The sequence below is a fragment of the Mariniflexile aquimaris genome, from assembly GCF_042676825.1.
In the GTDB taxonomy this organism is placed as follows: Bacteria; Bacteroidota; Bacteroidia; order Flavobacteriales; family Flavobacteriaceae; genus Mariniflexile; species Mariniflexile aquimaris.
The window spans coordinates 490,719-511,256 of sequence record NZ_JBHTIB010000008.1 but is presented as its reverse complement, the minus strand read 5'-3'; the positions used below and the strand labels follow the sequence as shown (position 1 = coordinate 511,256).

Annotated in this window: 24 protein-coding genes; 9 read left to right on the top strand and 15 right to left on the bottom strand. The window is 33.4% G+C overall.

Annotated elements, in window-relative coordinates:
* Window positions 1-131: 131 nt before the first annotated feature.
* Both ACFQ0I_RS07240 and ACFQ0I_RS07235 read right to left on the bottom strand, forming a co-directional pair.
* On the bottom strand, window positions 132-1,292 hold the full coding sequence (locus ACFQ0I_RS07240) for a hypothetical protein (protein WP_379940786.1): 1,161 nt from the start codon (window positions 1,290-1,292) through the stop codon (window positions 132-134).
* Window positions 1,293-1,452: 160 nt separating this feature from the next.
* Complete coding sequence (locus ACFQ0I_RS07235; protein WP_379940784.1) at window positions 1,453-2,316, bottom strand: hydroxymethylglutaryl-CoA lyase; 864 nt, start codon at window positions 2,314-2,316, stop codon at window positions 1,453-1,455.
* 136 nt (window positions 2,317-2,452) lie between these two features.
* Between ACFQ0I_RS07235 and ACFQ0I_RS07230 the strand changes: the two genes are divergently transcribed.
* Both ACFQ0I_RS07230 and ACFQ0I_RS07225 read left to right on the top strand, forming a co-directional pair.
* The gene (locus ACFQ0I_RS07230) at window positions 2,453-3,382 is read left to right on the top strand and encodes a T9SS type A sorting domain-containing protein (protein ID WP_379940782.1); all 930 of its coding nucleotides are present in this window, start codon (window positions 2,453-2,455) and stop codon (window positions 3,380-3,382) included.
* A gap of 80 nt (window positions 3,383-3,462) precedes the next feature.
* Window positions 3,463-5,388 carry a T9SS type A sorting domain-containing protein gene (locus ACFQ0I_RS07225; RefSeq protein WP_379940780.1) on the top strand — a complete coding sequence of 642 codons (1,926 nt, stop codon included), beginning with the start codon at window positions 3,463-3,465 and terminating at the stop codon, window positions 5,386-5,388.
* Between the two features lie 4 nt (window positions 5,389-5,392).
* Here ACFQ0I_RS07225 and ACFQ0I_RS07220 read toward each other — a convergent pair whose 3' ends face one another.
* A complete protein-coding gene (locus tag ACFQ0I_RS07220; protein WP_379940778.1) occupies window positions 5,393-6,424 on the bottom strand; it encodes a quinone-dependent dihydroorotate dehydrogenase in 1,032 nt (343 codons plus the stop codon).
* A 158-nt stretch (window positions 6,425-6,582) separates the two neighbouring features.
* Between ACFQ0I_RS07220 and pepT the strand changes: the two genes are divergently transcribed.
* The 4 genes from pepT (at window position 6,583) to ACFQ0I_RS07200 (ending at window position 9,358) form a co-directional block, all read left to right on the top strand.
* The gene (gene pepT, locus ACFQ0I_RS07215) at window positions 6,583-7,827 is read left to right on the top strand and encodes a peptidase T (protein WP_379940776.1); all 1,245 of its coding nucleotides are present in this window, start codon (window positions 6,583-6,585) and stop codon (window positions 7,825-7,827) included.
* A 142-nt stretch (window positions 7,828-7,969) separates the two neighbouring features.
* Entirely contained in the window at window positions 7,970-8,302 is a 333-nt protein-coding gene (locus tag ACFQ0I_RS07210; protein WP_379940774.1) for a cupin domain-containing protein, read from the top strand.
* A 205-nt stretch (window positions 8,303-8,507) separates the two neighbouring features.
* Window positions 8,508-8,765, top strand: coding sequence for a hypothetical protein (locus ACFQ0I_RS07205; RefSeq protein WP_379940773.1), 258 nt, complete (start codon window positions 8,508-8,510; stop codon window positions 8,763-8,765).
* Entirely contained in the window at window positions 8,762-9,358 is a 597-nt protein-coding gene (locus tag ACFQ0I_RS07200; RefSeq protein WP_379940771.1) for a YdeI/OmpD-associated family protein, read from the top strand. Before ACFQ0I_RS07205 ends, ACFQ0I_RS07200 begins: the two co-directional genes overlap by 4 nt.
* 47 nt (window positions 9,359-9,405) lie before the next feature.
* Here the strand turns inward: ACFQ0I_RS07200 and ACFQ0I_RS07195 are convergent, their stop codons facing one another.
* The 7 genes from ACFQ0I_RS07195 to nusB form a co-directional block, all read right to left on the bottom strand.
* The gene (locus tag ACFQ0I_RS07195; RefSeq protein ID WP_379940769.1) at window positions 9,406-9,855 is read right to left on the bottom strand and encodes a hypothetical protein; all 450 of its coding nucleotides are present in this window, start codon (window positions 9,853-9,855) and stop codon (window positions 9,406-9,408) included.
* A gap of 175 nt (window positions 9,856-10,030) precedes the next feature.
* Window positions 10,031-10,801: a glutamate 5-kinase gene (gene proB, locus ACFQ0I_RS07190; RefSeq protein WP_379940768.1), complete on the bottom strand. Its 771-nt coding sequence runs from the start codon at window positions 10,799-10,801 to the stop codon at window positions 10,031-10,033.
* Between the two features lies 1 nt (window position 10,802).
* The gene (gene proC, locus ACFQ0I_RS07185) at window positions 10,803-11,609 is read right to left on the bottom strand and encodes a pyrroline-5-carboxylate reductase (RefSeq protein ID WP_379940766.1); all 807 of its coding nucleotides are present in this window, start codon (window positions 11,607-11,609) and stop codon (window positions 10,803-10,805) included.
* A gap of 32 nt (window positions 11,610-11,641) precedes the next feature.
* Window positions 11,642-11,833 (bottom strand): hypothetical protein, encoded by a 192-nt coding sequence (locus ACFQ0I_RS07180; protein WP_379940765.1) that lies wholly within the window; start codon window positions 11,831-11,833, stop codon window positions 11,642-11,644.
* Window positions 11,834-12,395: 562 nt separating this feature from the next.
* Window positions 12,396-12,674, bottom strand: coding sequence for a preprotein translocase subunit YajC (gene yajC / locus ACFQ0I_RS07175; RefSeq protein ID WP_379940764.1), 279 nt, complete (start codon window positions 12,672-12,674; stop codon window positions 12,396-12,398).
* 54 nt (window positions 12,675-12,728) lie between these two features.
* Window positions 12,729-13,172, bottom strand: a complete 444-nt coding sequence (locus ACFQ0I_RS07170) for a DUF1573 domain-containing protein (RefSeq protein WP_379940762.1) — start codon at window positions 13,170-13,172, stop codon at window positions 12,729-12,731.
* 83 nt (window positions 13,173-13,255) lie between these two features.
* A complete protein-coding gene (gene nusB, locus ACFQ0I_RS07165; protein ID WP_379940761.1) occupies window positions 13,256-14,200 on the bottom strand; it encodes a transcription antitermination factor NusB in 945 nt (314 codons plus the stop codon).
* Window positions 14,201-14,417: 217 nt separating this feature from the next.
* On the opposite strand from nusB, the gene ACFQ0I_RS07160 reads away from it, so the two are divergent.
* The gene (locus tag ACFQ0I_RS07160; protein WP_379940759.1) at window positions 14,418-16,190 is read left to right on the top strand and encodes an ABC transporter ATP-binding protein; all 1,773 of its coding nucleotides are present in this window, start codon (window positions 14,418-14,420) and stop codon (window positions 16,188-16,190) included.
* A 146-nt stretch (window positions 16,191-16,336) separates the two neighbouring features.
* Window positions 16,337-16,723 carry a PUR family DNA/RNA-binding protein gene (locus ACFQ0I_RS07155; protein WP_379940758.1) on the top strand — a complete coding sequence of 129 codons (387 nt, stop codon included), beginning with the start codon at window positions 16,337-16,339 and terminating at the stop codon, window positions 16,721-16,723.
* A 53-nt stretch (window positions 16,724-16,776) separates the two neighbouring features.
* Here the strand turns inward: ACFQ0I_RS07155 and ACFQ0I_RS07150 are convergent, their stop codons facing one another.
* Window positions 16,777-17,112, bottom strand: coding sequence for a tRNA-binding protein (locus ACFQ0I_RS07150; protein ID WP_379941055.1), 336 nt, complete (start codon window positions 17,110-17,112; stop codon window positions 16,777-16,779).
* A gap of 155 nt (window positions 17,113-17,267) precedes the next feature.
* Here ACFQ0I_RS07150 and ACFQ0I_RS07145 point away from each other — a divergent pair, with 155 nt between their 5' ends.
* Window positions 17,268-17,825, top strand: coding sequence for a thioredoxin family protein (locus tag ACFQ0I_RS07145; protein ID WP_379940757.1), 558 nt, complete (start codon window positions 17,268-17,270; stop codon window positions 17,823-17,825).
* On the opposite strand, the gene ACFQ0I_RS07140 is transcribed toward ACFQ0I_RS07145, so the two are convergent.
* From ACFQ0I_RS07140 to ACFQ0I_RS07125, 4 genes are all read right to left on the bottom strand, one after another.
* Complete coding sequence (locus ACFQ0I_RS07140; protein WP_379940756.1) at window positions 17,826-18,308, bottom strand: GNAT family N-acetyltransferase; 483 nt, start codon at window positions 18,306-18,308, stop codon at window positions 17,826-17,828.
* Window positions 18,309-18,314: 6 nt separating this feature from the next.
* Window positions 18,315-18,860 carry a YfiT family bacillithiol transferase gene (locus ACFQ0I_RS07135; RefSeq protein WP_379940755.1) on the bottom strand — a complete coding sequence of 182 codons (546 nt, stop codon included), beginning with the start codon at window positions 18,858-18,860 and terminating at the stop codon, window positions 18,315-18,317.
* 21 nt (window positions 18,861-18,881) lie between these two features.
* A complete protein-coding gene (locus ACFQ0I_RS07130; RefSeq protein WP_379940753.1) occupies window positions 18,882-19,304 on the bottom strand; it encodes a hypothetical protein in 423 nt (140 codons plus the stop codon).
* Between the two features lie 165 nt (window positions 19,305-19,469).
* Window positions 19,470-20,402: a peptidylprolyl isomerase gene (locus ACFQ0I_RS07125; protein WP_379940751.1), complete on the bottom strand. Its 933-nt coding sequence runs from the start codon at window positions 20,400-20,402 to the stop codon at window positions 19,470-19,472.
* Window positions 20,403-20,538 lie beyond the last annotated feature (136 nt).

Below are 20,538 nucleotides of genomic sequence, written 5' to 3'. Positions count from 1 at the left end.
CTTTTTGCGAAGCAGTCCCGAAATGAATTCGGGACTACTTCGCAAAAAGATATAGCGGAAAGCCCGACCCTTGCGGTAACGCCCAAATTAGTTGAGATTCCTTTATTAGCGGGAATAACAACATTTATTGTTTAGAACCAAACGCCTATTCCGAAGTTTAGTCTGTTAGCCACATCTGCACCAGCTTGGGCATTATCTCTAAATTGATAATCGCCTTTTAAAACCACTCCAGGTGCGATATGATAGCTTAAGCCAGTTGTTAAATCGTTTCTGTTATACGCATCGTTACGAACTAAAGTACCTTCTGTAGCAGCATGTGTATCGTACTGCTCGTATCTTGCAAATGCAAATAAACGTTGCTGTTTTTCTTGTGGTAAAAGATTGTATGCTGCTTCTACATACCAACCTTGTAATTCGCTTCCTAAGGTAGCATTGTTTATGGTATTATACGCTTCTGAATCGCTGATGTTGGCATGAATGAACTGACCACGTGCCGTAAAACGTTGGTATGCATAACGCGCATCTAAACCTATCATAGAAATTCCTACATCTGAACCATCAATCATATCTACAGCATCTAAAGCCTGCGTACGACCAAAATAACCGGATAACCCTAAACGCAAGCCCGGTAAACCATAGTAATCAAATTTTGCAGATAAATTTGGTTTGTTGATGGTTGATTGAATTCCCTTTTGTCTTCCATTTCGTAAACCGCTACTTCCTCCTAAGGTTTTTGTACCGTTTAAAGATTGAAAACCATTAAACACATAAGCTTGATATCCTAACGACAGCTCGTTAAACCTACCTGTTACACCAATACCTATTTCTCTCCATGTAGTTGGTACAATAACATTATCAACCTCAGGACGCTCAACGCCATTAAATGTTGTTGGCTCGTGGAATTCGTTTATAATACCCATTGGTACTAGCATTAAACCCCCACGTAAACTTACATTTGGTGCTATGGCATAGTTAATAAATGCTTGTTCGATAAAAACTTCGTACACATGCTCGAACTCAACCTCTGTAACAAACTGTGTTTTATCGTTAAATTGATATCCAAAAAGTAACACCAGTCGTTGTACATCGAGCTCGCCGTTGCTTGCTTCTGGTTGATTATAAGTGATTTCGCCGTAAGCACCCACGGTAACAGATTTTCCATAGTTACCAGATAAGATACGTTGTGCGGCATTTAATTGTTTTTGCGGATCGAAAGTTATAGAATCTTGCACAGTTTGTGCAGAAGCTATTGATACTATGCAAATTGCTAAAAGTAAAGTTAATTTTTTCATTCTATTGGTTGTTTTTATTAAGACTGAATATAAATAATATCATATTTTACAGGCAAAAATAAAACACAAAACCATATTGGCAAAACTTATTTAGATTAATTTTAAATAAAAAAATTAACACATTATTAACATACTGTGAAACAACATTTTAAAAAAGCCTTTAATGATAGGTTTTAAATATTTTTGATGCTTCGTTGTGGGCGCTCTCGAAACTTAAAGCGTTTAAATTGTTCAGTTTCTGAGCGGTAAAATAAGATAATAACTTTTCTGTTGGCATATTGCCCGTTAGCTCATCTTTTGCCATAGGACAACCGCCAAAACCTTGAATAGCCCCATCAAAACGATGACAACCTGCTTTAAAAGCAGCGTCCACTTTTTCGAACCACGTAGAAGGCGTTGTATGCAAATGTGCGCCAAATTCTATATGCGGGTATTTGGGAATTAAATGAGAAAACAAATACTTAATACTTTCAGGTTCTGAGCTTCCTATTGTATCACTAAGGGATAGTATTTTAACGCCCATACTATTGAGTTTTTCTGTCCACTCACCTACTATTTCTACATTCCACGGATCTCCATAAGGATTTCCAAAACCCATAGATATATAAACGACGACTTCTTTATTTGCCTTGTCGGCAATTTCTAAAATTTCTGATAGCGTAATAATAGATTCTGCAATGGTTTTATGCGTATTACGCATTTGAAAATTTTCGGATATAGAAAACGGATACCCTAAATAATTAATTTCTTTGTGGGCACAAGCATCTACTGCACCACGTGTATTGGCGATTATGGCAAGCAATTTACTTTTTGTATGCGATAAATCTAACTTCGACAAAACTTCGGCTGTATCAGCCATCTGTGGAATTGCTTTTGGCGACACAAAACTACCAAAATCGATAGTATCAAATCCTACACGTAATAACGATTGAATGTACTGTACTTTTTTATCGGTAGGAATAAAGTCTTTAATGCCTTGCATGGCATCACGAGGGCATTCAATAATCTTTATAGCAACAGACATGATTTCGCTTAAAATAAGATGATAAAAATACTATTATTTTTATTAATGACTGTTTAAAAAATGACGTGAAAAGAATTCATTTTGTAAGAATTGTAAATAATATTCGACTTAAGATTATAATCTTCAATCAATTATCATGAAAAAAATTACATATATCATAATATTAGCGCTCCTAGTTTCACAAATACATTATAGCCAGAGCATCGCTTATTATGATTTTTCTTTAACAACTATTTGGAATTCCACCAATCATACTTCGGTACCGCCCGGGGCACATTGGTCGGCGCTTGTAGGCGCCACTCATAATACAGAAAACGAATTTGTTGAAATTGGAGCTGTTGCGCCTGCTACAGATGGCATTAAAGACATTGCTGAACTAGGAAATTCTAATAATTTTAGAAATGAAGTTAATACCGCAATTGCTTTAACCAAGGCAGACCAGTGGATAAATGCGGGTGGATTAGGCAACCCTGTTGGAACTTTTATCTATAATGATTTAGAAGTTAATGAAAACTTTCCGCTGATAACTTTAGTATCGATGGTGGCTCCAAGTCCCGACTGGTTTATTGCCGTAAATAGTGTTAACTTAAGAACTGATAATACCGCGATAAATAATGGCTGGAAAGACACCTTTACTTTAGATGTTTTTGCCTACGATTCTGGAACAGATGATGGAACCGATTACGGTTCTGCAAACATAGTAAGTAATCCGCGGGTGCCAATTTTCAAACTAACTACGGCGCCAATAAATGGCAATAGAATGGGAACCATCACGTTTACTTATAAATCTTCCACACTAAGCGATGCAAATGTCAATGCATTAGAAAACATCACGTTACATCCTAATCCTTCCAATGGCATTTTTACCATTTCAAATCTTCAAAAGATTGATTTACAAACCATTAAAATCTATAACATTTTAGGTAATTTAATTAAAGTCATGCAGCCAACAAACAGGGATAAAAACTTACATGTGAATATGAGTTATTTAAACCCCGGTATGTATCTGTTAAAACTAAATACCACTGAAGGTAAAAGTTTCACGCGAAAGATAATTGTCGAATAGTCGACAAATCTTACGGTTTAACGTTTTTTTTGTTTAAAAGTTCGGTTTAGGCATACATTTGAAAAAAATGTTTCCCCCAAATGAATATTTTTAAACACATCCTTCCTCTTTTATTTTTTTCTGGTGCTTTTTTACTTTGCGCCAATGGCAATGCACAAAAAAATTTGGAAGCTTGTGGAACGGTTACAAATTCTGAAACGCTTTATTATTTAAATAGCATAAAGCCAGAACTTAAAAAATTCGAACAAGCATTTTTGCAATTAAAATCTGTAGCAAACAAATCTCAGGCAAAATTCATTAATTCTATCCCGGTTAAAGCTCACGTTATTAGGTCTTCTGATGGTACGGGAGGCATTTGTGAATCCGATCTTTACAATGCGTTTTCTAATTTAAACACTGTTTATGCAGATGCTTTTATGTCGTTTTTTTTATGTGAAGGTATTAATTACATTAATGAAGATGAACTTTGCCATTTAAATAAAGGCGATGAAACAAACTTAATTGAACGCTATAATGTTCCCGGTCTGATTAATATCTATTTTACAGATGATATCTTAGGAGAATCTGACGATACTTTATGTGGTTATACCGACAACTCAGGAAGAAATGATGTTATTGTTTTAAAAAACAGTTGCGTAACAAACAGTTCGTCGTTAGCGCATGAAATGGGACATTTTTTCTCATTAATTCATACGCACGGACCAGACAATACAAAATTAACAACCGAATTTGTAGATGGCAGCAATTGCGATACCGATGGCGATGGTATTTGCGATACGCCCGCGGACCCAAAACTGACGTCTAAAAATGTCAACAATTTTTGCGAATATACAGGTACTGAAAAAGATGCACATGGCGATCTATTTGCACCAGATGCGCAAAACATCATGTCGTATTCCCTAAAAGGTTGCAGATCTCATTTTTCGAATCAGCAACTCGCACGTATGTATGCCTTTTACCATACCGCCAAAAGTTATTTAGCTTGCCCTGATTTTAGTGCCAATTTTACGGCAGACGTTACACAAACTTGCGAAGACGAATTAATAGTGAATTTTAATAGTAATTGTAAAAATATTAGCAATTGGGCTTGGGATGTGGATAGTGACGGGGTGATAGATTATACCTCTAAAAATCCGTCGCATACTTTTAAAACTGGTATTTACGATGTGACACTTACGGTATCCAATAAATCGCAATCCATCACAAAAACCTATTCCAATTTTATAAACGTTGGTACAGAGTCCAATTGGCTTCAAGAAGATTTTGATTCTTTTACCACAACAAATGATAAGGGATGGACAGCGACAGATGTAACACAAAATGGTTACAACTGGTTAAAGTATGCCGGCGCAACACCATCAGACAATACCGGTCCTTTGGCTGATAGTTCGAGTAAATCGGGTTCAGGAAACTATATTTATGCCGAAGCAACTGGCGCAAAGCCTGGTGATGTTGCTGAATTCATATCTCCTTGTATAACCATAAATTATGAAAATTCAGTTATTGAATTTGCATACCATATGTATGGAAAATCCATTGGTGAATTGCATGTAGATCTTAAAACGGATTATGGCTATATTAATGATGTGATTCCCGCACTTATTGGAAGTCAACAAAATCAACAATCCGATGCATTTTTAACAAAAGATATCGACGTATCGGCATTTACCAATCAAACTATAAATATTCGATTTAGAGCCATAAGGGGATTCGGTTGGGATGGAGACATAGCCATCGATAATATTTTTATAAAAACAATTATTACTCCAATAACGGATAAAAACACGATTGCATACCCAAACCCAGTAAAAGATAATTTGCTTTATGTTAAAACAGACCTTGGTTTAGAGCCAGTACAGTATCAAATTGCTAATTTAACAGGAAGTGTATTTATGTCTGGAGTGCTCACTAATCAGCCTATAAATATAGCTAATCTGTCATCGGGCATGTACTTGTTAACGGTTTCTAATAGTCGTTCTTCAATTACCAAAAAAATAATTAAATAAGTAATTACGCGTTTAGAATTGCTTTGTTTATGGCTTTTATTAATCCTGGACCTTCGTAAATAAACCCGGTATATACCTGTACTAAATCGGCACCTGCATTAATTTTTTCTAAAGCATCACCAGCAGAATGAATACCCCCTACACCTATGATAGGGAACGTCTTTTTGCTTTTTTCGGCTAAATATCTAATCACTTCTGTACTCTTATTTTTAATAGGTTGCCCGCTTAAACCGCCGTTTCCTATAGCCTCTAATTGCTGATCAGACATTTTTAAACCAGTTCTATCGGTAGATGTATTGCTGGCAATAACACCATCTAAGTTGGTAGAACTTACAAGTTCTATGATTTCGTCTAATTGGATAGTATTTAAATCCGGTGCAATTTTTAACAAAATTGGTTTTTGTTTTTCGAAGGTTTTATTTGCTTTTTGCACTGCTCCAATTAATTCCTCTAAATAAGCTTTATCGGTTAATTTAGCATGACTTCCTACATTTGGGCAACTTACGTTAAGCACAAAATAATCTACATAAGGGTGTAACCCATTAAAACATTCTAAATAATCTTTGGTGTAATCCTCAGGTGTTGTATTCGTGTTTTTACCAATATTACCACCAATAATCAGTTTACCCTTATTCTTTTTTAGTTGCTTAATGGCGGCTTCTAAACCCTCATTATTAAATCCCATTCGGTTAATGATGCCTTGGTCTGCCTTCAATCGAAACAATCTTTTTTTAGGATTTCCTTCTTGTGCCTTAGGTGTTACCGTTCCGATTTCGATAAAACCGAATCCGAAATTTGCCAATTCATTATACAGAACAGCATTTTTATCGAACCCCGCCGCTAATCCTACCGGGTTTTTAAAAGTTAATCCGAATAAATGGCGTTCTAATTGTTTGTCTTCAATAACATACAAGCTTCTAAATAACCAAGTACAACCAGGTATTTTAGAGGTTAATTTTATTAATGAAAATGTGAAATGATGAATCTTTTCGGGATCGAATAAGAAAAATAAAGGGCGAAGTATTGTTTTGTACATCTGTATTATTTATGCAAAAGTACTTCTAAATAAAAAATTTAACAATTCTTAATGCAAAAATATTTAGGGAACGCTTTTAAGACAATAATGCCTACTAAATTGTACTTCTGTACAGCATAAATTCCTTACTTTTGATATATTAAAAAACGCCATTGAACATGATTTCAAAAGAAAACATTATTAAACGATTTGTAAGTTACGTAGTTATTGATACCGAATCGGATTCAAATTCAAAAACCACACCTAGCACCAAAAAACAGTGGGATTTAGCAAATAAATTAGCCGATGAACTAAAAGCCATTGGTATGCACGATGTTAGCATCGACGAAAACGCCTATATCATGGCCACTTTACCAAGCAATGTAGCGCACGATGTACCAACCATTGGGTTTATTTCGCACTTCGATACCTCACCAGATTTTACTGGTGCCAACGTGCGTCCACAAATCATTGATAACTACAATGGAAAAGATATTGTTTTAAATGCAAGTGAAAATATTATTCTCTCGCCCGATTATTTTGAAGACTTGCACCTTTACAAAGGACAAACGCTCATAACTACAGACGGCACCACATTGTTAGGAGCCGATGATAAAGCAGGTATTTGCGAGATTGTTTCGGCTATGGAATATTTAATAAAGCATCCGGAAATAAAACACGGAACCATTCGTGTTGGTTTTACCCCCGATGAAGAAATTGGCAGAGGTGCTCATAAATTTGATGTCGACAAATTTGGAGCAGAGTGGGCCTATACCATGGATGGAAGCCAGATAGGTGAATTAGAGTACGAGAACTTTAACGCTGCGGGTGCGGTTGTAAAAGTGAAAGGAAAAATTGTACACCCAGGCTATGCCAAAGGAAAAATGATAAACTCTATGTACATTGCTCAAGAGTTTATTAATTCCCTGCCAAGAATGGAAACACCCGAACATACTGAAGGGTATCAAGGCTTTTTTCATTTACATAATATGAAAGGTAATGTTGAAGAAACGGTTTTAGAATACATTATTCGCGACCACGACCGCAAACATTTTGAAGCGCGAAAAGCGGTTATGGAAAATTTAACTGTGGAACTAAACGAGCAGTATGGCAGAGAGGTTATTAGTATTGAAATAAACGATCAGTACTATAATATGAAAGAAAAAGTTGAACCTGTAATGCACATTGTAGATATTGCCGAAGAAGCCATGAAACAAGTTGGTATTACACCAATTATAAAAGCCATTCGCGGTGGAACGGATGGTTCTCAACTTAGTTATAAAGGGTTACCATGCCCGAATATTTTTGCAGGCGGACATAATTTTCATGGGCGATACGAATATGTGCCTGTAGAAAGCATGATAAAAGCAACCGAGGTTATTTGCAAAATAGCAGAGTTAACGGCGAAAAAGTATAAAGTTTAAAATTAAATTGATTTTGGGGTAATATTCGTCTTGAAAACAGAAATCTATTAGTAATAAAATAGTCATTTCAAAAAGTAGAAATGCTACCCTCAAATTACAGTAACAGCAATAAACCAACACACTAAATATAAAACATTTACAAATGGAAAATAATGAATTTGAAAAGGGGAAAGTTTTCTCGTTTGCAAAAAGTATTTCATATGCAGACAAAGCCGTTGTTAGCAAACATATACTTAAAAAAGAAACAGGGAATATAAGCTTGTTTTCATTCGATAAAGGAGAAGGCTTAAGCGAACACACCACACCTTTTGATGCATTGGTTTTAATAGTTGACGGGAAGGCGAATATAATAATAAATGGCGCTAACAATATTCTTGAAAGTGGCGACAGCATCATTATGCCTGCCAACATACCTCATGCTTTAAAAGCAGTCGAAAAATTTAAAATGGTGCTTACCATGTTAAAAAGTAAATAGGTTTAGCTAACAACTAATCGCGTTTTTAAAACTTGCAGGGTCAAAAACAAAGAGAAAAATTAACTTAACTTGCAAAGCGTATATTGAATCTGTAAGAAATATAAAGAATGTTGATGGTTAATTAATCCAACTTAAAATACACTTTATAATGACTCAATTGAATAAAATTAAAGTTTTAAAATTTGCGAAGTTTCAAAGTTTCCTGATGGCACTTTTAGGTTTACTTGTAGGTGTTCTTTATTCATTTGGCGGATTGATTATAGACGCACTCGTGTCGCTTGATTTGATTACTTCCATAGATACACCCGGATTAAGTTATGGAACCGTACTTGCTTTTGCGGCGTTAATTGGAATGCCTTTACTTTTTGCCGTATGTGGTTTATTATTAGGAATTATTGAAGCGGTTTTATACAACTTATATGTGATGTTTTTTGGAACCAATAAAATAGACTTTTATAAATGAAAAAGGTAAGCTCTGTTGAAGAATACATTGAAGAAAATGCGCATTTTGGAGATGCCTTAAAAATTCTACACGATATTATAACTGCAACCGAACTCGAAGAAACCATAAAATGGAATGCACCTGTTTATGAGCTTAAGGGCAAAAAAGTTGTTGGTCTTGGTGCTTTTAAGCATCATTTTGGTATCTGGTTTTTTAATGGTAATTTTTTAAAAGATGAAAAAAACCTGCTTTACACCGCACAAGAAAAAACGAAAGCTTTAAGACAGATGCGTTTTAATTCGATAAATGATATTGATAGAAATGCGGTGCTTGCTTATGTAAAAGAAGCCATTGAAAATCAAAAACTAGGTAAAGAAATAAAACCAGATAAAAAGAAAAAAGAAACGGTTATTCCTCCAGAGCTAAAAGACCATCTTAGTACAAATAAAGATCTAAAAGCTCATTTTGAAAACTTAACACCTTACAAACAACGCGAATTTTGCGAATACATTTTTGAAGCCAAACGCGAAATGACCAAACAAAGTAGATTGGAAAAAATCACCCCTATGATTTTAAAGGGTTTAGGATTAAATGACAAGTACAAAAACTGCTAAATTAAATAGGTTTTACGCTCAATAATTAAAAATTTCAAAAATTTAAATTATTTGCCTAAACTTAAAGTTGATACTTTTCTGGTGGACTCTAAAACACTTATTTGTGTACAAAGTTTTAATTCGCTAAATTCATTAAATTGACTAAACCGCGCTCTATCTACCTTATTTTCATTTAAATACATTTCAAATGTTGTAATAAATTCTAGCATTTTTAAATTGGTGTTTAAGTGTATTCTTTCTGAAGTTAAATCTTCTAAAGGCTTAAAATCATTCATTTCGAAAGAATCCCCACCTGGTTTAATTGAATTCCATTTTAATGAAAACACACCTTTCTTTGCCGCATTTAAATCAAGAAATATCTTTAGACCTCGATCTTTAATTTTGAATGTTGCCATTAAATTATTGTACGTGTTTAACAGAAAACATTTCTGTTGATAGGCATATAATAGGATACTATTATTAGCTAAAAGAACCAAACAAATTAAAAATAAATTCATAATCATATAGTTTAAGTTAAGGTATGCTGTATTACTAAGACAACTTGTTTCATATTTACCCTACCTATACAATTAATTCTAGCTAATTATTTAATAAAAAAGAACTTCCGTATTGCGGCTAAGACAAAAAAAAAGCTTCCAGTTTGGAAGCTTTTTTAAGTGTTTATTAAATGCTTTATAACGAAACTTTTGTACCTATAGCTTTACCATCAATAATATCAATAATGGTGTTTTCGTTTTTACCATTCGCTATAAACGTTGGAATATTATTTGCGGCTGCTTGTTGTGCATAATCCAGTTTTGAACCCATGCCGCCACGTCCTTCTTCCTCTGCTTTATTACTATCTTTCATGTATTTATCTAAATTTTCATTAGGATTAACATGCTTTATTAAATCACTGCTTGCCGATTCGGGATGCCCCGTATAAACACCCTCGGTATCGGTTAAAATAATTAGCTTATCGGCATTTAAAAGCTGTGCAATTAAACTTGCCAACTCATCATTATCCGAAAACATAGACATGGTAACAGACACCGCATCATCTTCATTTGCAATAGGGATAACACCTTCAGCCAACAATCCTTCACAACAATTAATCATGTTTTGTCGGTGAACACCCGGACTAAAATCACGTTTAGTAGGTAACACCTGGGCACATTTCATCCCAAAATCATGAAAAATATTATAATACAGACGCATCATTCTAGGTTGCCCGATGGCAGAGTACACTTGCCTGCGCTGTGTTCTGTCTTTAATTTTAGACTTTCCAAAAACCTCTTTTCCAGCAATTACAGATCCGGATGACACCAAAACGGTAATAATATCGCGTTCGTAAAGTTCGGCAATTTGCCTAACAAGATTTCGTAAAACGGGTCTAACAATTCTATTGTCTTTGTTGGTCATTACGTTTGTACCAACTTTAATAACTATTATTTCTTTATACATATTAATATTCTTTCCCTAATTCTACAGCACGATTAAAGGCTGCAAATGCTGCTTCTTTTATTAATTCGCCTACATTATTGTCTTGCATAGAATCTAAAGCAGCACGCGTTGTTCCGCCTTTTGAAGCTACTTTTTCCATCCAAGAATTAGGTGATAAATTCGATTGATTAAATAATTCTACGGCTCCTGTAAATGTCTGACTTACCAATACCGTAGAATCGTTTTTTGAAAATCCCATTTGTAGCGCAGCTTCCATCATACTTTGCATAAAATAAAATACATAAGCGGGTCCGCTACCAGAAATACCTGTAGAGGCATCAATAAAATTTTCATTGGTAACACGAATGGATTTCCCAGTGGTATCTAATAAACTTTCAATAGTTAACATTTCTATGTTCGACACCTCTTCTGATGTCACATACGAAGTTAAGCCCTTACCTATTTGCGCCGGTAAATTTGGCATTGCTCTAACTACTTTATTTAAGCCCGTTAGTTCTTTTATTGAAGCTATTGAAACCCCCGCCATAATAGAAACTAATAATTGTTGCGGTTGCACAAGCGATTTTATAGCTTTAAAAACACTTTCTGCGTGATATGGTTTTACGGCGATAAAAATAATATCTGCCTGCGGAACACAATCTGCTAATTCTTTAAAAGCATCAAAATGTGATATTTGCTCGAGCTCTTCAAGTTTTTCTACAGACTTGTCTAAAACCATAATGTTTTTCTTCTTCAATAATTTAGATTTCGACATGCCTTCTGCATAGGTTAACCCCATATTGCCTGCGCCTATTACGAGTACTTTCATTTGATGTTGTTTTTTATTTATTGATTATTTGATTAAACGAAAAGCGCACATTCGTTACAGTCTTTCACTTCGCCATAATAGGTTTCTCGGTATTTATGAATTGTCTTAACAGGTAAACCAAATAAATGCTTTTTTATATAAGTTACTTTTGTGGTTAACTCTCCCATTTTTGTACTGTATCGCTTTTCGTATTTTGTTTTTCTTTTTACGGTTATAATTTTCATGTGATTTTTATTTACTAATTAATTGAATTGATTGTTCTCTAACTTATTCAATTTGCATATTTCCGAACTTATATCCATGTTTCTTAATGCACGTGAAATTTCTATCAAAGTGTAATAAAATATCAAATATTGATGGCTTTGAATAAGCATCAAAAATTATCATCGTCATTTACAGATTTGATTTTTAATCGTTTCCAATGGAAACAACCTAAAATTTAAAGAATAGAAATAGAAATTTAATACTTATGTATTCAATCACATAAATATCAAAATAGTTAGATAATGTAGAAGTGTGTTATTTTTAACCTCTAAGAAATTAAGTTAGAGGAGGAATAAATTTATCGGATTGGTTTTTAAAAACCAAAAAGTTAAAGTTGTATATTCTGCAGTTCTGTCTTTCATGAAATCCTTTATTCATGCGGCAAATTTACGAAAACCGATTGCTAATAGCAAATTAGCTTTGTTAAGATAATGATAAGCCTTTGTTTATCACGATACCACAAACAAAAAAAACTTCCAAAATGGAAGCTCTTTTTATGATGATTTACTACTTTAATGGATATTAAGAGTTTGCTTTTGCGCTCAATTCCATAGAAATTGCAGAACGCTCGTACTTAACTTTTCCAGCCATAGTTTCTATTATACACGTTTGGTCTGTATCGTTTAACTCTAAAATTTTACCATGCAAACCGCTTTTGGTAATTACTTTATCGCCCTTTTTTAACTCGGCATTAAATTTTTTTTCTTTTTTGGCACGTTTCATTTGTGGTGCAATCATAAAGAAATACACAACTACAAACATTAATATGAACGGTAAAAATTGCCCGATTCCTTCTCCCATGGTTTTAATTATTATTTTAGTTATTTAGTTTGCTGAACTCACAGCTTATTTTTGTTACGATTTTACAAAAGCTGTAATTTTTACAACTTCAGAGCCTTTTTCGGTATTTGCAGTAACGGTAACAGTTTTTGTAATTTTATTAGTTCCGCTACCATTAAATTTTACCGAAAAACTTCCCGATTCTCCTGGTGCCAATGGTGCTTTACTCCAACCTTCAGGAACAGTGCAACCGCAAGAGCTTTTAATATCTGTTATTACCAAGGGTGCATTCCCTGTGTTTTTATACGAAAAGGTTGTTTCAACAGATTTCCCATTTTCAATTTCTCCAAAATCGTGTTCGGTTTCATCAAAAGTTAAGACTGGGAATTTTGATGCATTCGCATCTCTTTCTGCTGCTGCAACTACATTAGCTTCATCAATTTTTTTCGAAGCATCTTCTTTACAAGATGCGAACATAAAAACACTTAGAATACTTAAACCTAATATTAGTTTTTTCATTAGAAATATATTTTTTCAATTAAGCTGTAAAAATAGCAATTATTTAATCTATTAAAAATTTTTGATTGCATCTTAACACAATTTTACATCAAGCCGCGACCTATTTTTTTTAGGCTTCCTGCTTCTTCATATTCTTTCACCAATTTATCTAAAATACCATTTATAAAAATGCTGCTTTTAGGCGTAGAATATTCTTTTGCGATTTCTAAATACTCATTCATCGTTACTTTAACGGGTATTGAAGGAAAGTTTTTTAGTTCGCAAATGGCCATTTGAAGTAAAACATAATCGACATTCGCTATTCGTTCAGAATCCCAATTTAAAGTTTTAAGTTCTATTTCTTTATTGATGGCTGTTCTGTTTAAAAGTGTTTTTTTAAACAACTCGATAGCGTATTGTTTGTCTTCTAAATCTTTATACAATTTAGGTGTGAAAAATGCATCAGAAGACGATGGTTTTGCTTTTCGCAATAATTTTAAGATGGTCGTGTTAACGGTAGGTAAATCGTCTAACCAAGTTAAATTTTTATCTTCTAAATAATCGTAAAGTTTTTCGTTAGGAGCAATGATATCTTTAAATACATCAACAATAAAATCTTTATCTTCTTTAAAATCGGAGATTCTAGTTTCCATGTAATTTTTATACAAATCACTAGTGGTGATGGCTTTAAAAATAACATCTACATATTCGCCATCTAAAGCCCAATTAGTAATATTGTTTATTTCTAACTGGTTTTTTAACTGAAAATTATCTGCTAAAAGTTTAAGTAATTCGTTGTTAACAAACTTACGGTTAGGGTCTTTATCCTCTTTAGTTGCTAAATGTTTTTTCTGCTTTTTTTGCAGATCGTCTTCAGCTCTTTTTTGAACTTCGATTAATAAGGAAAGTAATAATAGGTACAAGTTGTACATATTATCGATACTAAACAGCAAAAACTTCTGGTCTTTACTAAAATCGTCACTTTCTCCCCCTTTAAAGGCATATAGGGTTTGCATTACTTTTACACGAATATGTCTTCTGTTTAGCATAATTACAATGAACTTTAATTAAAAAAGTATTTAGTTTCGAGCTGCAAAAGTAATATTATTTTAAAAAGTTACTCTATATTTTCTGTTTTATTCTTCATTAAGATTTTATAGTATTTTTAACAATTACAAAATAGCTTTTAAACTAATTAATAGTTTTAATGGTTTATATTTGCCTACTTAACATTTCGTGTTAAAATCTTTTAGATTACCTCTATTAATGAAAGAATTACAACATTTAAATAAATACTTTTTAAAATATAAAAAGCAACTTTTAATAGGTACAGCCATTACTATTATTGCGAGAATATTTTTGCTATTTACCCCACGCTATGTTCGTGAAATTTTTGTTGTTGTTGAAAAATATTTAAAAGGAGGTGTCTCTGAAAGCGTTATAAAAGCAGAATTAACCGAAGTTATTGTATACATTATTGGAGCTGCCGTTATAGCTGCCATTTTTACTTTTTTTATGCGACAGTATATTATTAATGTGTCGCGCTACATCGAATTCGATTTAAAAAATGAAATTTACAATCAGTACCAAAAGCTATCCTTAAACTTTTATAAAAAAAATCGAACTGGCGATTTAATGAATCGGATAAGTGAAGATGTTAGCAATGTGCGCATGTATACTGGTCCTGCCATCATGTATAGCATTAACACCATCACCCTTTTTGTTATCGCGCTTTTATACATGTTTAACGAAGCACCTAAATTGGCTATGTATACGGTATTACCATTACCAATTCTTTCTATTGTTATTTATAAATTAAGCAAAGAAATACATATACGAAGTACGATTGTTCAACAATTTTTATCGAAGCTTTCTACATTTACTCAAGAGTCGTTTAGTGGTATTTCTGTAATTAAAGCTTATGGTATTGAACCTCAAACCGCGTCTAACTTTAAAATATTAGCTGCCGAAAGCAAAGAAAAACAAATCAATTTAGCTAAAGTGCAAGCTTGGTTTTTCCCTATGATGATTTTGCTTATTGGCGCTAGCAACCTTTTAGTTATTTACATTGGTGGCATGCAATACATAAATGGCGAAATTGAAAGTTTAGGTACTATTGCCGAATTTATAATTTATGTAAATATGCTTACATGGCCTGTTGCCACTGTAGGCTGGGTAACCTCTATCGTGCAGCAAGCGGAAGCATCGCAAAAACGAATAAATGAGTTTTTAAAATTAGAACCAGAAATAAAAAATACCGTTGAGTCGCATACCGAAATTACGGGTGATATTATATTTAATAAGGTGTCTTTCACTTACGACGACACTAATATTCAAGCCTTAAAAGATGTGAGTTTCCAGATAAAAGAAGGTGAAACCTTAGCGATTTTAGGAAAAACAGGCTCTGGTAAATCGACCATTTTAGATTTAATTGGACGCCTTTATGATATTGATGAGGGTTCAATTATTATTAACAACATACCCATAACCCAACATAATTTAACCGAATTAAGAAACAGTATTGGCTATGTACCGCAAGATGCCTTTTTATTTTCCGACACGATAAAAAACAATATAAAATACGGTAAAGACGATGCTACCGATGAAGAAGTTATTGCCGCTGCCAAAAATGCCCAAGTACATAAAAACATCATTAAGTTTAATAAAGGTTACGACACGGTTTTAGGTGAACGTGGTATAACACTTTCTGGTGGTCAAAAACAACGCGTCTCAATTGCCCGAGCTATAATAAAAGCTCCTAAAATTTTATTGTTCGACGATTGTTTATCGGCAGTAGATACCGAAACAGAAGAAAAAATATTAAACAATTTAATGAAGATTACAAAAGGCAAAACTTCTATAATTGTAAGTCACAGAGTATCTTCTGCTAAAAATGCCGATAAAATAATAGTATTAGATAACGGTAAAATTGTTCAGGAAGGCACGCATGAAACCCTGATTAACAAAGATGGCTATTACAAACATCTTTACTTAAAACAATTAAGTGAAACCTCTTCAATTAAAGACAAAACCCACTAATTACTAATGCAATTGTGTGCCACATTATTTCATTTAATTTAATTAAAATAGAGATATGAAAAAGTATTCTTATAAAATGTTGGTTAGTTGCGGTTTTTTTTGGATTTTTGATACATAATGATAACTTAATAAATTTCTATATAACTATGAACAATAATGACATGATGGAGAAAGAGGAGATTTTTTCTAAAGTATTAAGAGCAGGAAGACGTACATATTTTTTTGATGTTAGATCTACAAAGGCAGACGATTATTATTTAACAATTACTGAAAGTAAAAAGTTTACTAACGACGATGGATCTTTCCATTATAAAAAGCATAAAATCTATATTTATAAAGAAGATTTTAATGAGTTTAAAGAAATATTATCTGAAATGACAGATTATATTATTGATGAAAAAGGCGATGAAGTGATAAGTGAGCGTCATCAAAAAGACTTTAAAAAAGACTATGACACTGTTGAATTAAATGGTGACGATATTACCAAAACTTCAACAGAAAGTTTTACCGATATTGAATTTGACGATATTTAATCGTAGAAAAACTTATAAATTTAAAAAACCGCTATCACTCCAGAGCGGTTTTTTTAATTTATTATGGCACCGTTTTTAACTTTAGTTTCAGGATTTAGTAGTATCACATCTTTTCCAATAACAGCACCCAACACCAAACATTCGCTACTAAATTTCGCAATTTGTTTTTTAGGAAAGTTTACAATGGCAACTATTTGCTTTTGTAACAAGTCTTCTTTTTTATATAATGAAGTAATTTGAGCAGACGATTTTCTAATTCCTAAATAGCCAAAATCAATTGTTAGTTGATAAGCTGGGTTTCTTGCTTCGGGAAAATCATTTACTTCTATGATGGTGCCTACTCGTAAATCTACTTTCGTGAAATCTTCAAAAGTTATGATGTCTTTCATGTTTATTATTACGGCTAACTCTCCACTACTCATTATCCTAAATTTAAAAAACAAGTCTGTATTCGTGACTATTTTTTAATTACAAGTTATAATAATCGGAGCATTCATTTTTTAAAAATACAAATTATACCGAACTTTGAAAAAACTACAACATTATGGCCGATACTCCTTCTAATATGATTCCGTTAGGAACAAAAGCACCACACTTTGAGTTGCTAGACACCGCTAGTAAGCAGCTATTAAGTTTAGAAGCACTAAAAGGTGAACAAGGCACCGTAATTATGTTTATTTGTAACCATTGTCCGTTTGTAATTCATGTCAATAAAGCATTAGTTGCGCTTGCCAATAGCTATTCTAAAAAAGGAATTGGTTTTATAGCTATTTCAAGCAATGATGCCATTAAATTTCCTCAAGATGGTCCAGATAAAATGACGATTCATGCCAAAATGGAAAACTACCCATTTCCGTATTTGTATGATGAAAGTCAGGAGGTTGCCAAAGCCTACGATGCAGCTTGCACACCAGATTTTTACTTGTTCGACAAAAACTTAAGCTTAATTTACAGAGGACAATTAGATGATTCGAGACCCGGAAACAACAAACCTGTTACGGGAAGTGACTTACGTCATGCTCTAGATTGTTTATTGGAAAACAAAGTAAATACTAATACGCAAAAACCGAGTATTGGTTGTAGTATAAAATGGAAACGCTAGTTAAAAGGTTAATTGCCAAAAACCTACGTCGTGCCATTTATCAAATTTATAACCAACTTCTTTAAAATGGGCTACTTTTTCAAATCCGAAATTTTCATGAAGTTTTACGCTTGCTTCATTTGGCAGCGTTAGTCCACCAATCACCACGTGATAATTAAGATTTTTAAGAAGTCTTAATAATTCGCTGTACAATTTTTTACCAATCTGTTTTCCAATTTCAGAATGCTTTATATAAATAGTGAGTTCTACGGTGTTTTTGTACGCGGGTTTGGTTCTAAAAGTGTTGGCGTAGGCATAACCTAATATTTCACTTCCTTCTTCAAAAACAATAAAAGGAAAATCGTTTGAAATTGTTTGTATTTTCTCCTCAAAATCTAGCACAGAAAATGGCACTAAATCTAGAGTGACAATGGAATTTAAAACATAATAATTGTAAATATCTACAATTTGTTTGGCATCTTTAGTAGTTACTACTCTAATCATGGGCTATTAAATCCAGTTATTCTTTTTCATTAAGTTTTCAATATGGGCGTAATGATGATTACCATGCCATGCGTAAACACCTATGTTTTTTTTTAAAACAACTTCGCTTTGCGTTTCAGGATGAATAAAGCATTTATCCAATTCGGCATTAGATAATCCCTTTAACAGATAAACAAGTTTTGCATGAACAGCTTCTAAATGAAGCAGCGATAGTTCTATGGGCGCAATTTTAGAATCAAACAAAATCGCCCATCTATCTTCATAATACGCTTTTATTACCGGTTTATCTTCGGTTAAGGCCCATTTAAAACGCGCGTAGCTATGATGATGACTGTCTGCAAGATGATGCACCACTTGCCTAAGTGTCCATCCATCAGGTCTATATACCGTATCTAATTGATCGTTTGTTAATCGGCATACAAGGTTTTCTAAGCGTTTTGGGAAATGTTCTAAGATAGAAATCCAGCTTTCAATATGCTCTGAAGATATATTACTTGGGCAATCGAATTGCCCAATTGGATATTTAAGTTTTTGTAATTCTTGCTCTGTCATAAAAACAAAGATAGAAAAATGCTATGCAATTTCAATCGCCCCTGTTTTAATTGAATTAATTGCGGTGTGAAGATCGTTAAACCGTTTGATTTTATTATTGAAGAAGAGACTTTCAAATACCGAATTTAATATTCTCACCTTATGCTCTGATACTATAAAATACCCTTTTAATTGATAATTGCTCTTAAAAAAGTGAATCCAATCGTAAGGAACTACAGAATATGAGTTAATACGATGTGAAATATAGATTAAATCTTCACCATTGGTTCCGAGGTAGCAAAACACATCTTCTACAATTGTTTTAGCATGATCTTCCCAATTAAAAATAATTCCTCGGTTTATTTCTGAAATAATATAACCGTCAAAAATAAATACATTGCCAAAAGGATAATTTAATTCCTTAAGCACTTCATTATACAAATAGGTTTCTTTTACGCTAATCATGCGGCTAAAGTATAAGCTTCGAATAGATAATTAAAAAAAACTCGATTAACCAAGATTTTAATTAGCTATAAAATAAAACACAGCATATTTAAGCGACCAACTACCTATAAACAACAAAAAAGCACCTGAAAACAGGTGCTTTTTAAACTTATATAATAATGACTGTTACTTTACATTCATTAATTCAACGTCGAAAATTAAAGTCGCATCTGGTGGAATTACGCCACCTGCACCTCTGCTACCATATCCTAAATGACTCGGAATTACAAATCGTGCTTTATCGCCTACTTTTAATAATTGAATCCCTTCATCCCATCCTGAGATAACCTGACCAACTCCTACCGGAAATTCTATTGGCTGGTTACGTTTGTATGAAGAATCGAAAACAGTTCCATCAGACAACTGTCCTTTGTAATGAACTGACACATTTTTACCTTTTTCAGCTTTTGCACCACTTCCTTTTTGAATAATTTGGTAACGTAAACCGCTTTCCGTTTTACTAAAACCAGCAGCCAATTTATCTAATTCTGCCTCAGCCGCTTTTTTAGCTTCTGCTATTCGTTTCGCTCTAGAACCTTCAAAAGTTCTAAACGCTTCTACCGCATTGTAAGCTTCTGCCTCAGCACCAACTCGTATAATTTCTAATGTTTCTAATTTATCGCCTTGTGCAATAGCATCTACAACACTTTGTCCTTCAACCACTTTACCAAAAACAGTATGTTTATTGTCTAACCATGCTGTTTCAACATGCGTGATGAAAAACTGACTGCCATTAGTACCCGGACCTGCATTAGCCATAGATAACACACCTGGACCGTCATGTTTTAAATCTGGATGAAATTCATCATCGAACTTATAACCTGGATCTCCAGAACCTGTACCCTGTGGGCAACCTCCCTGAATCATAAAATCTGGAATAACTCTATGGAATTTTAATCCGTTGTAGTACGGTGTTCCTTGTGGTTTTACTTTGTTTTCTAAGTTGCCTTCCGCTAAAGCTACAAAGTTACCAACTGTTCCTGGTGTTTTTTTGAATTCTAAAGCAACAAGTATTTCTCCTTTTGTTGTATTGAATTTTGCGTATAATCCGTCTTGCATTCTATTCTTTTTTAATGAGGTTGCAAATATATGAAATGATTAACGATTTTCTATTTGAAGAAGTGGCAAAGTTACTTTGTTAAAAAGTTTCAAAGTTTCAAAGCTTCAAAGTGACAGAGCTTCTAAGTTTCAAAGT

Bases quoted from the DNA above. Each gene is read 5' to 3' on its own strand.
- ACFQ0I_RS07240 (WP_379940786.1), bottom strand. From the start codon at position 1,292: ATGAAAAAATTAACTTTACTTTTAGCAATTTGCATAGTATCAATAGCT.
- ACFQ0I_RS07235 (WP_379940784.1), bottom strand. From the start codon at position 2,316: ATGTCTGTTGCTATAAAGATTATTGAATGCCCTCGTGATGCCATGCAA.
- ACFQ0I_RS07230 (WP_379940782.1), top strand. From the start codon at position 2,453: ATGAAAAAAATTACATATATCATAATATTAGCGCTCCTAGTTTCACAA.
- ACFQ0I_RS07225 (WP_379940780.1), top strand. From the start codon at position 3,463: ATGAATATTTTTAAACACATCCTTCCTCTTTTATTTTTTTCTGGTGCT.
- ACFQ0I_RS07220 (WP_379940778.1), bottom strand. From the start codon at position 6,424: ATGTACAAAACAATACTTCGCCCTTTATTTTTCTTATTCGATCCCGAA.
- pepT (WP_379940776.1), top strand. From the start codon at position 6,583: ATGATTTCAAAAGAAAACATTATTAAACGATTTGTAAGTTACGTAGTT.
- ACFQ0I_RS07210 (WP_379940774.1), top strand. From the start codon at position 7,970: ATGGAAAATAATGAATTTGAAAAGGGGAAAGTTTTCTCGTTTGCAAAA.
- ACFQ0I_RS07205 (WP_379940773.1), top strand. From the start codon at position 8,508: ATGGCACTTTTAGGTTTACTTGTAGGTGTTCTTTATTCATTTGGCGGA.
- ACFQ0I_RS07200 (WP_379940771.1), top strand. From the start codon at position 8,762: ATGAAAAAGGTAAGCTCTGTTGAAGAATACATTGAAGAAAATGCGCAT.
- ACFQ0I_RS07195 (WP_379940769.1), bottom strand. From the start codon at position 9,855: ATGAATTTATTTTTAATTTGTTTGGTTCTTTTAGCTAATAATAGTATC.
- proB (WP_379940768.1), bottom strand. From the start codon at position 10,801: ATGTATAAAGAAATAATAGTTATTAAAGTTGGTACAAACGTAATGACC.
- proC (WP_379940766.1), bottom strand. From the start codon at position 11,609: ATGAAAGTACTCGTAATAGGCGCAGGCAATATGGGGTTAACCTATGCA.
- ACFQ0I_RS07180 (WP_379940765.1), bottom strand. From the start codon at position 11,833: ATGAAAATTATAACCGTAAAAAGAAAAACAAAATACGAAAAGCGATAC.
- yajC (WP_379940764.1), bottom strand. From the start codon at position 12,674: ATGGGAGAAGGAATCGGGCAATTTTTACCGTTCATATTAATGTTTGTA.
- ACFQ0I_RS07170 (WP_379940762.1), bottom strand. From the start codon at position 13,172: ATGAAAAAACTAATATTAGGTTTAAGTATTCTAAGTGTTTTTATGTTC.
- nusB (WP_379940761.1), bottom strand. From the start codon at position 14,200: ATGCTAAACAGAAGACATATTCGTGTAAAAGTAATGCAAACCCTATAT.
- ACFQ0I_RS07160 (WP_379940759.1), top strand. From the start codon at position 14,418: ATGAAAGAATTACAACATTTAAATAAATACTTTTTAAAATATAAAAAG.
- ACFQ0I_RS07155 (WP_379940758.1), top strand. From the start codon at position 16,337: ATGAACAATAATGACATGATGGAGAAAGAGGAGATTTTTTCTAAAGTA.
- ACFQ0I_RS07150 (WP_379941055.1), bottom strand. From the start codon at position 17,112: ATGAAAGACATCATAACTTTTGAAGATTTCACGAAAGTAGATTTACGA.
- ACFQ0I_RS07145 (WP_379940757.1), top strand. From the start codon at position 17,268: ATGGCCGATACTCCTTCTAATATGATTCCGTTAGGAACAAAAGCACCA.
- ACFQ0I_RS07140 (WP_379940756.1), bottom strand. From the start codon at position 18,308: ATGATTAGAGTAGTAACTACTAAAGATGCCAAACAAATTGTAGATATT.
- ACFQ0I_RS07135 (WP_379940755.1), bottom strand. From the start codon at position 18,860: ATGACAGAGCAAGAATTACAAAAACTTAAATATCCAATTGGGCAATTC.
- ACFQ0I_RS07130 (WP_379940753.1), bottom strand. From the start codon at position 19,304: ATGATTAGCGTAAAAGAAACCTATTTGTATAATGAAGTGCTTAAGGAA.
- ACFQ0I_RS07125 (WP_379940751.1), bottom strand. From the start codon at position 20,402: ATGCAAGACGGATTATACGCAAAATTCAATACAACAAAAGGAGAAATA.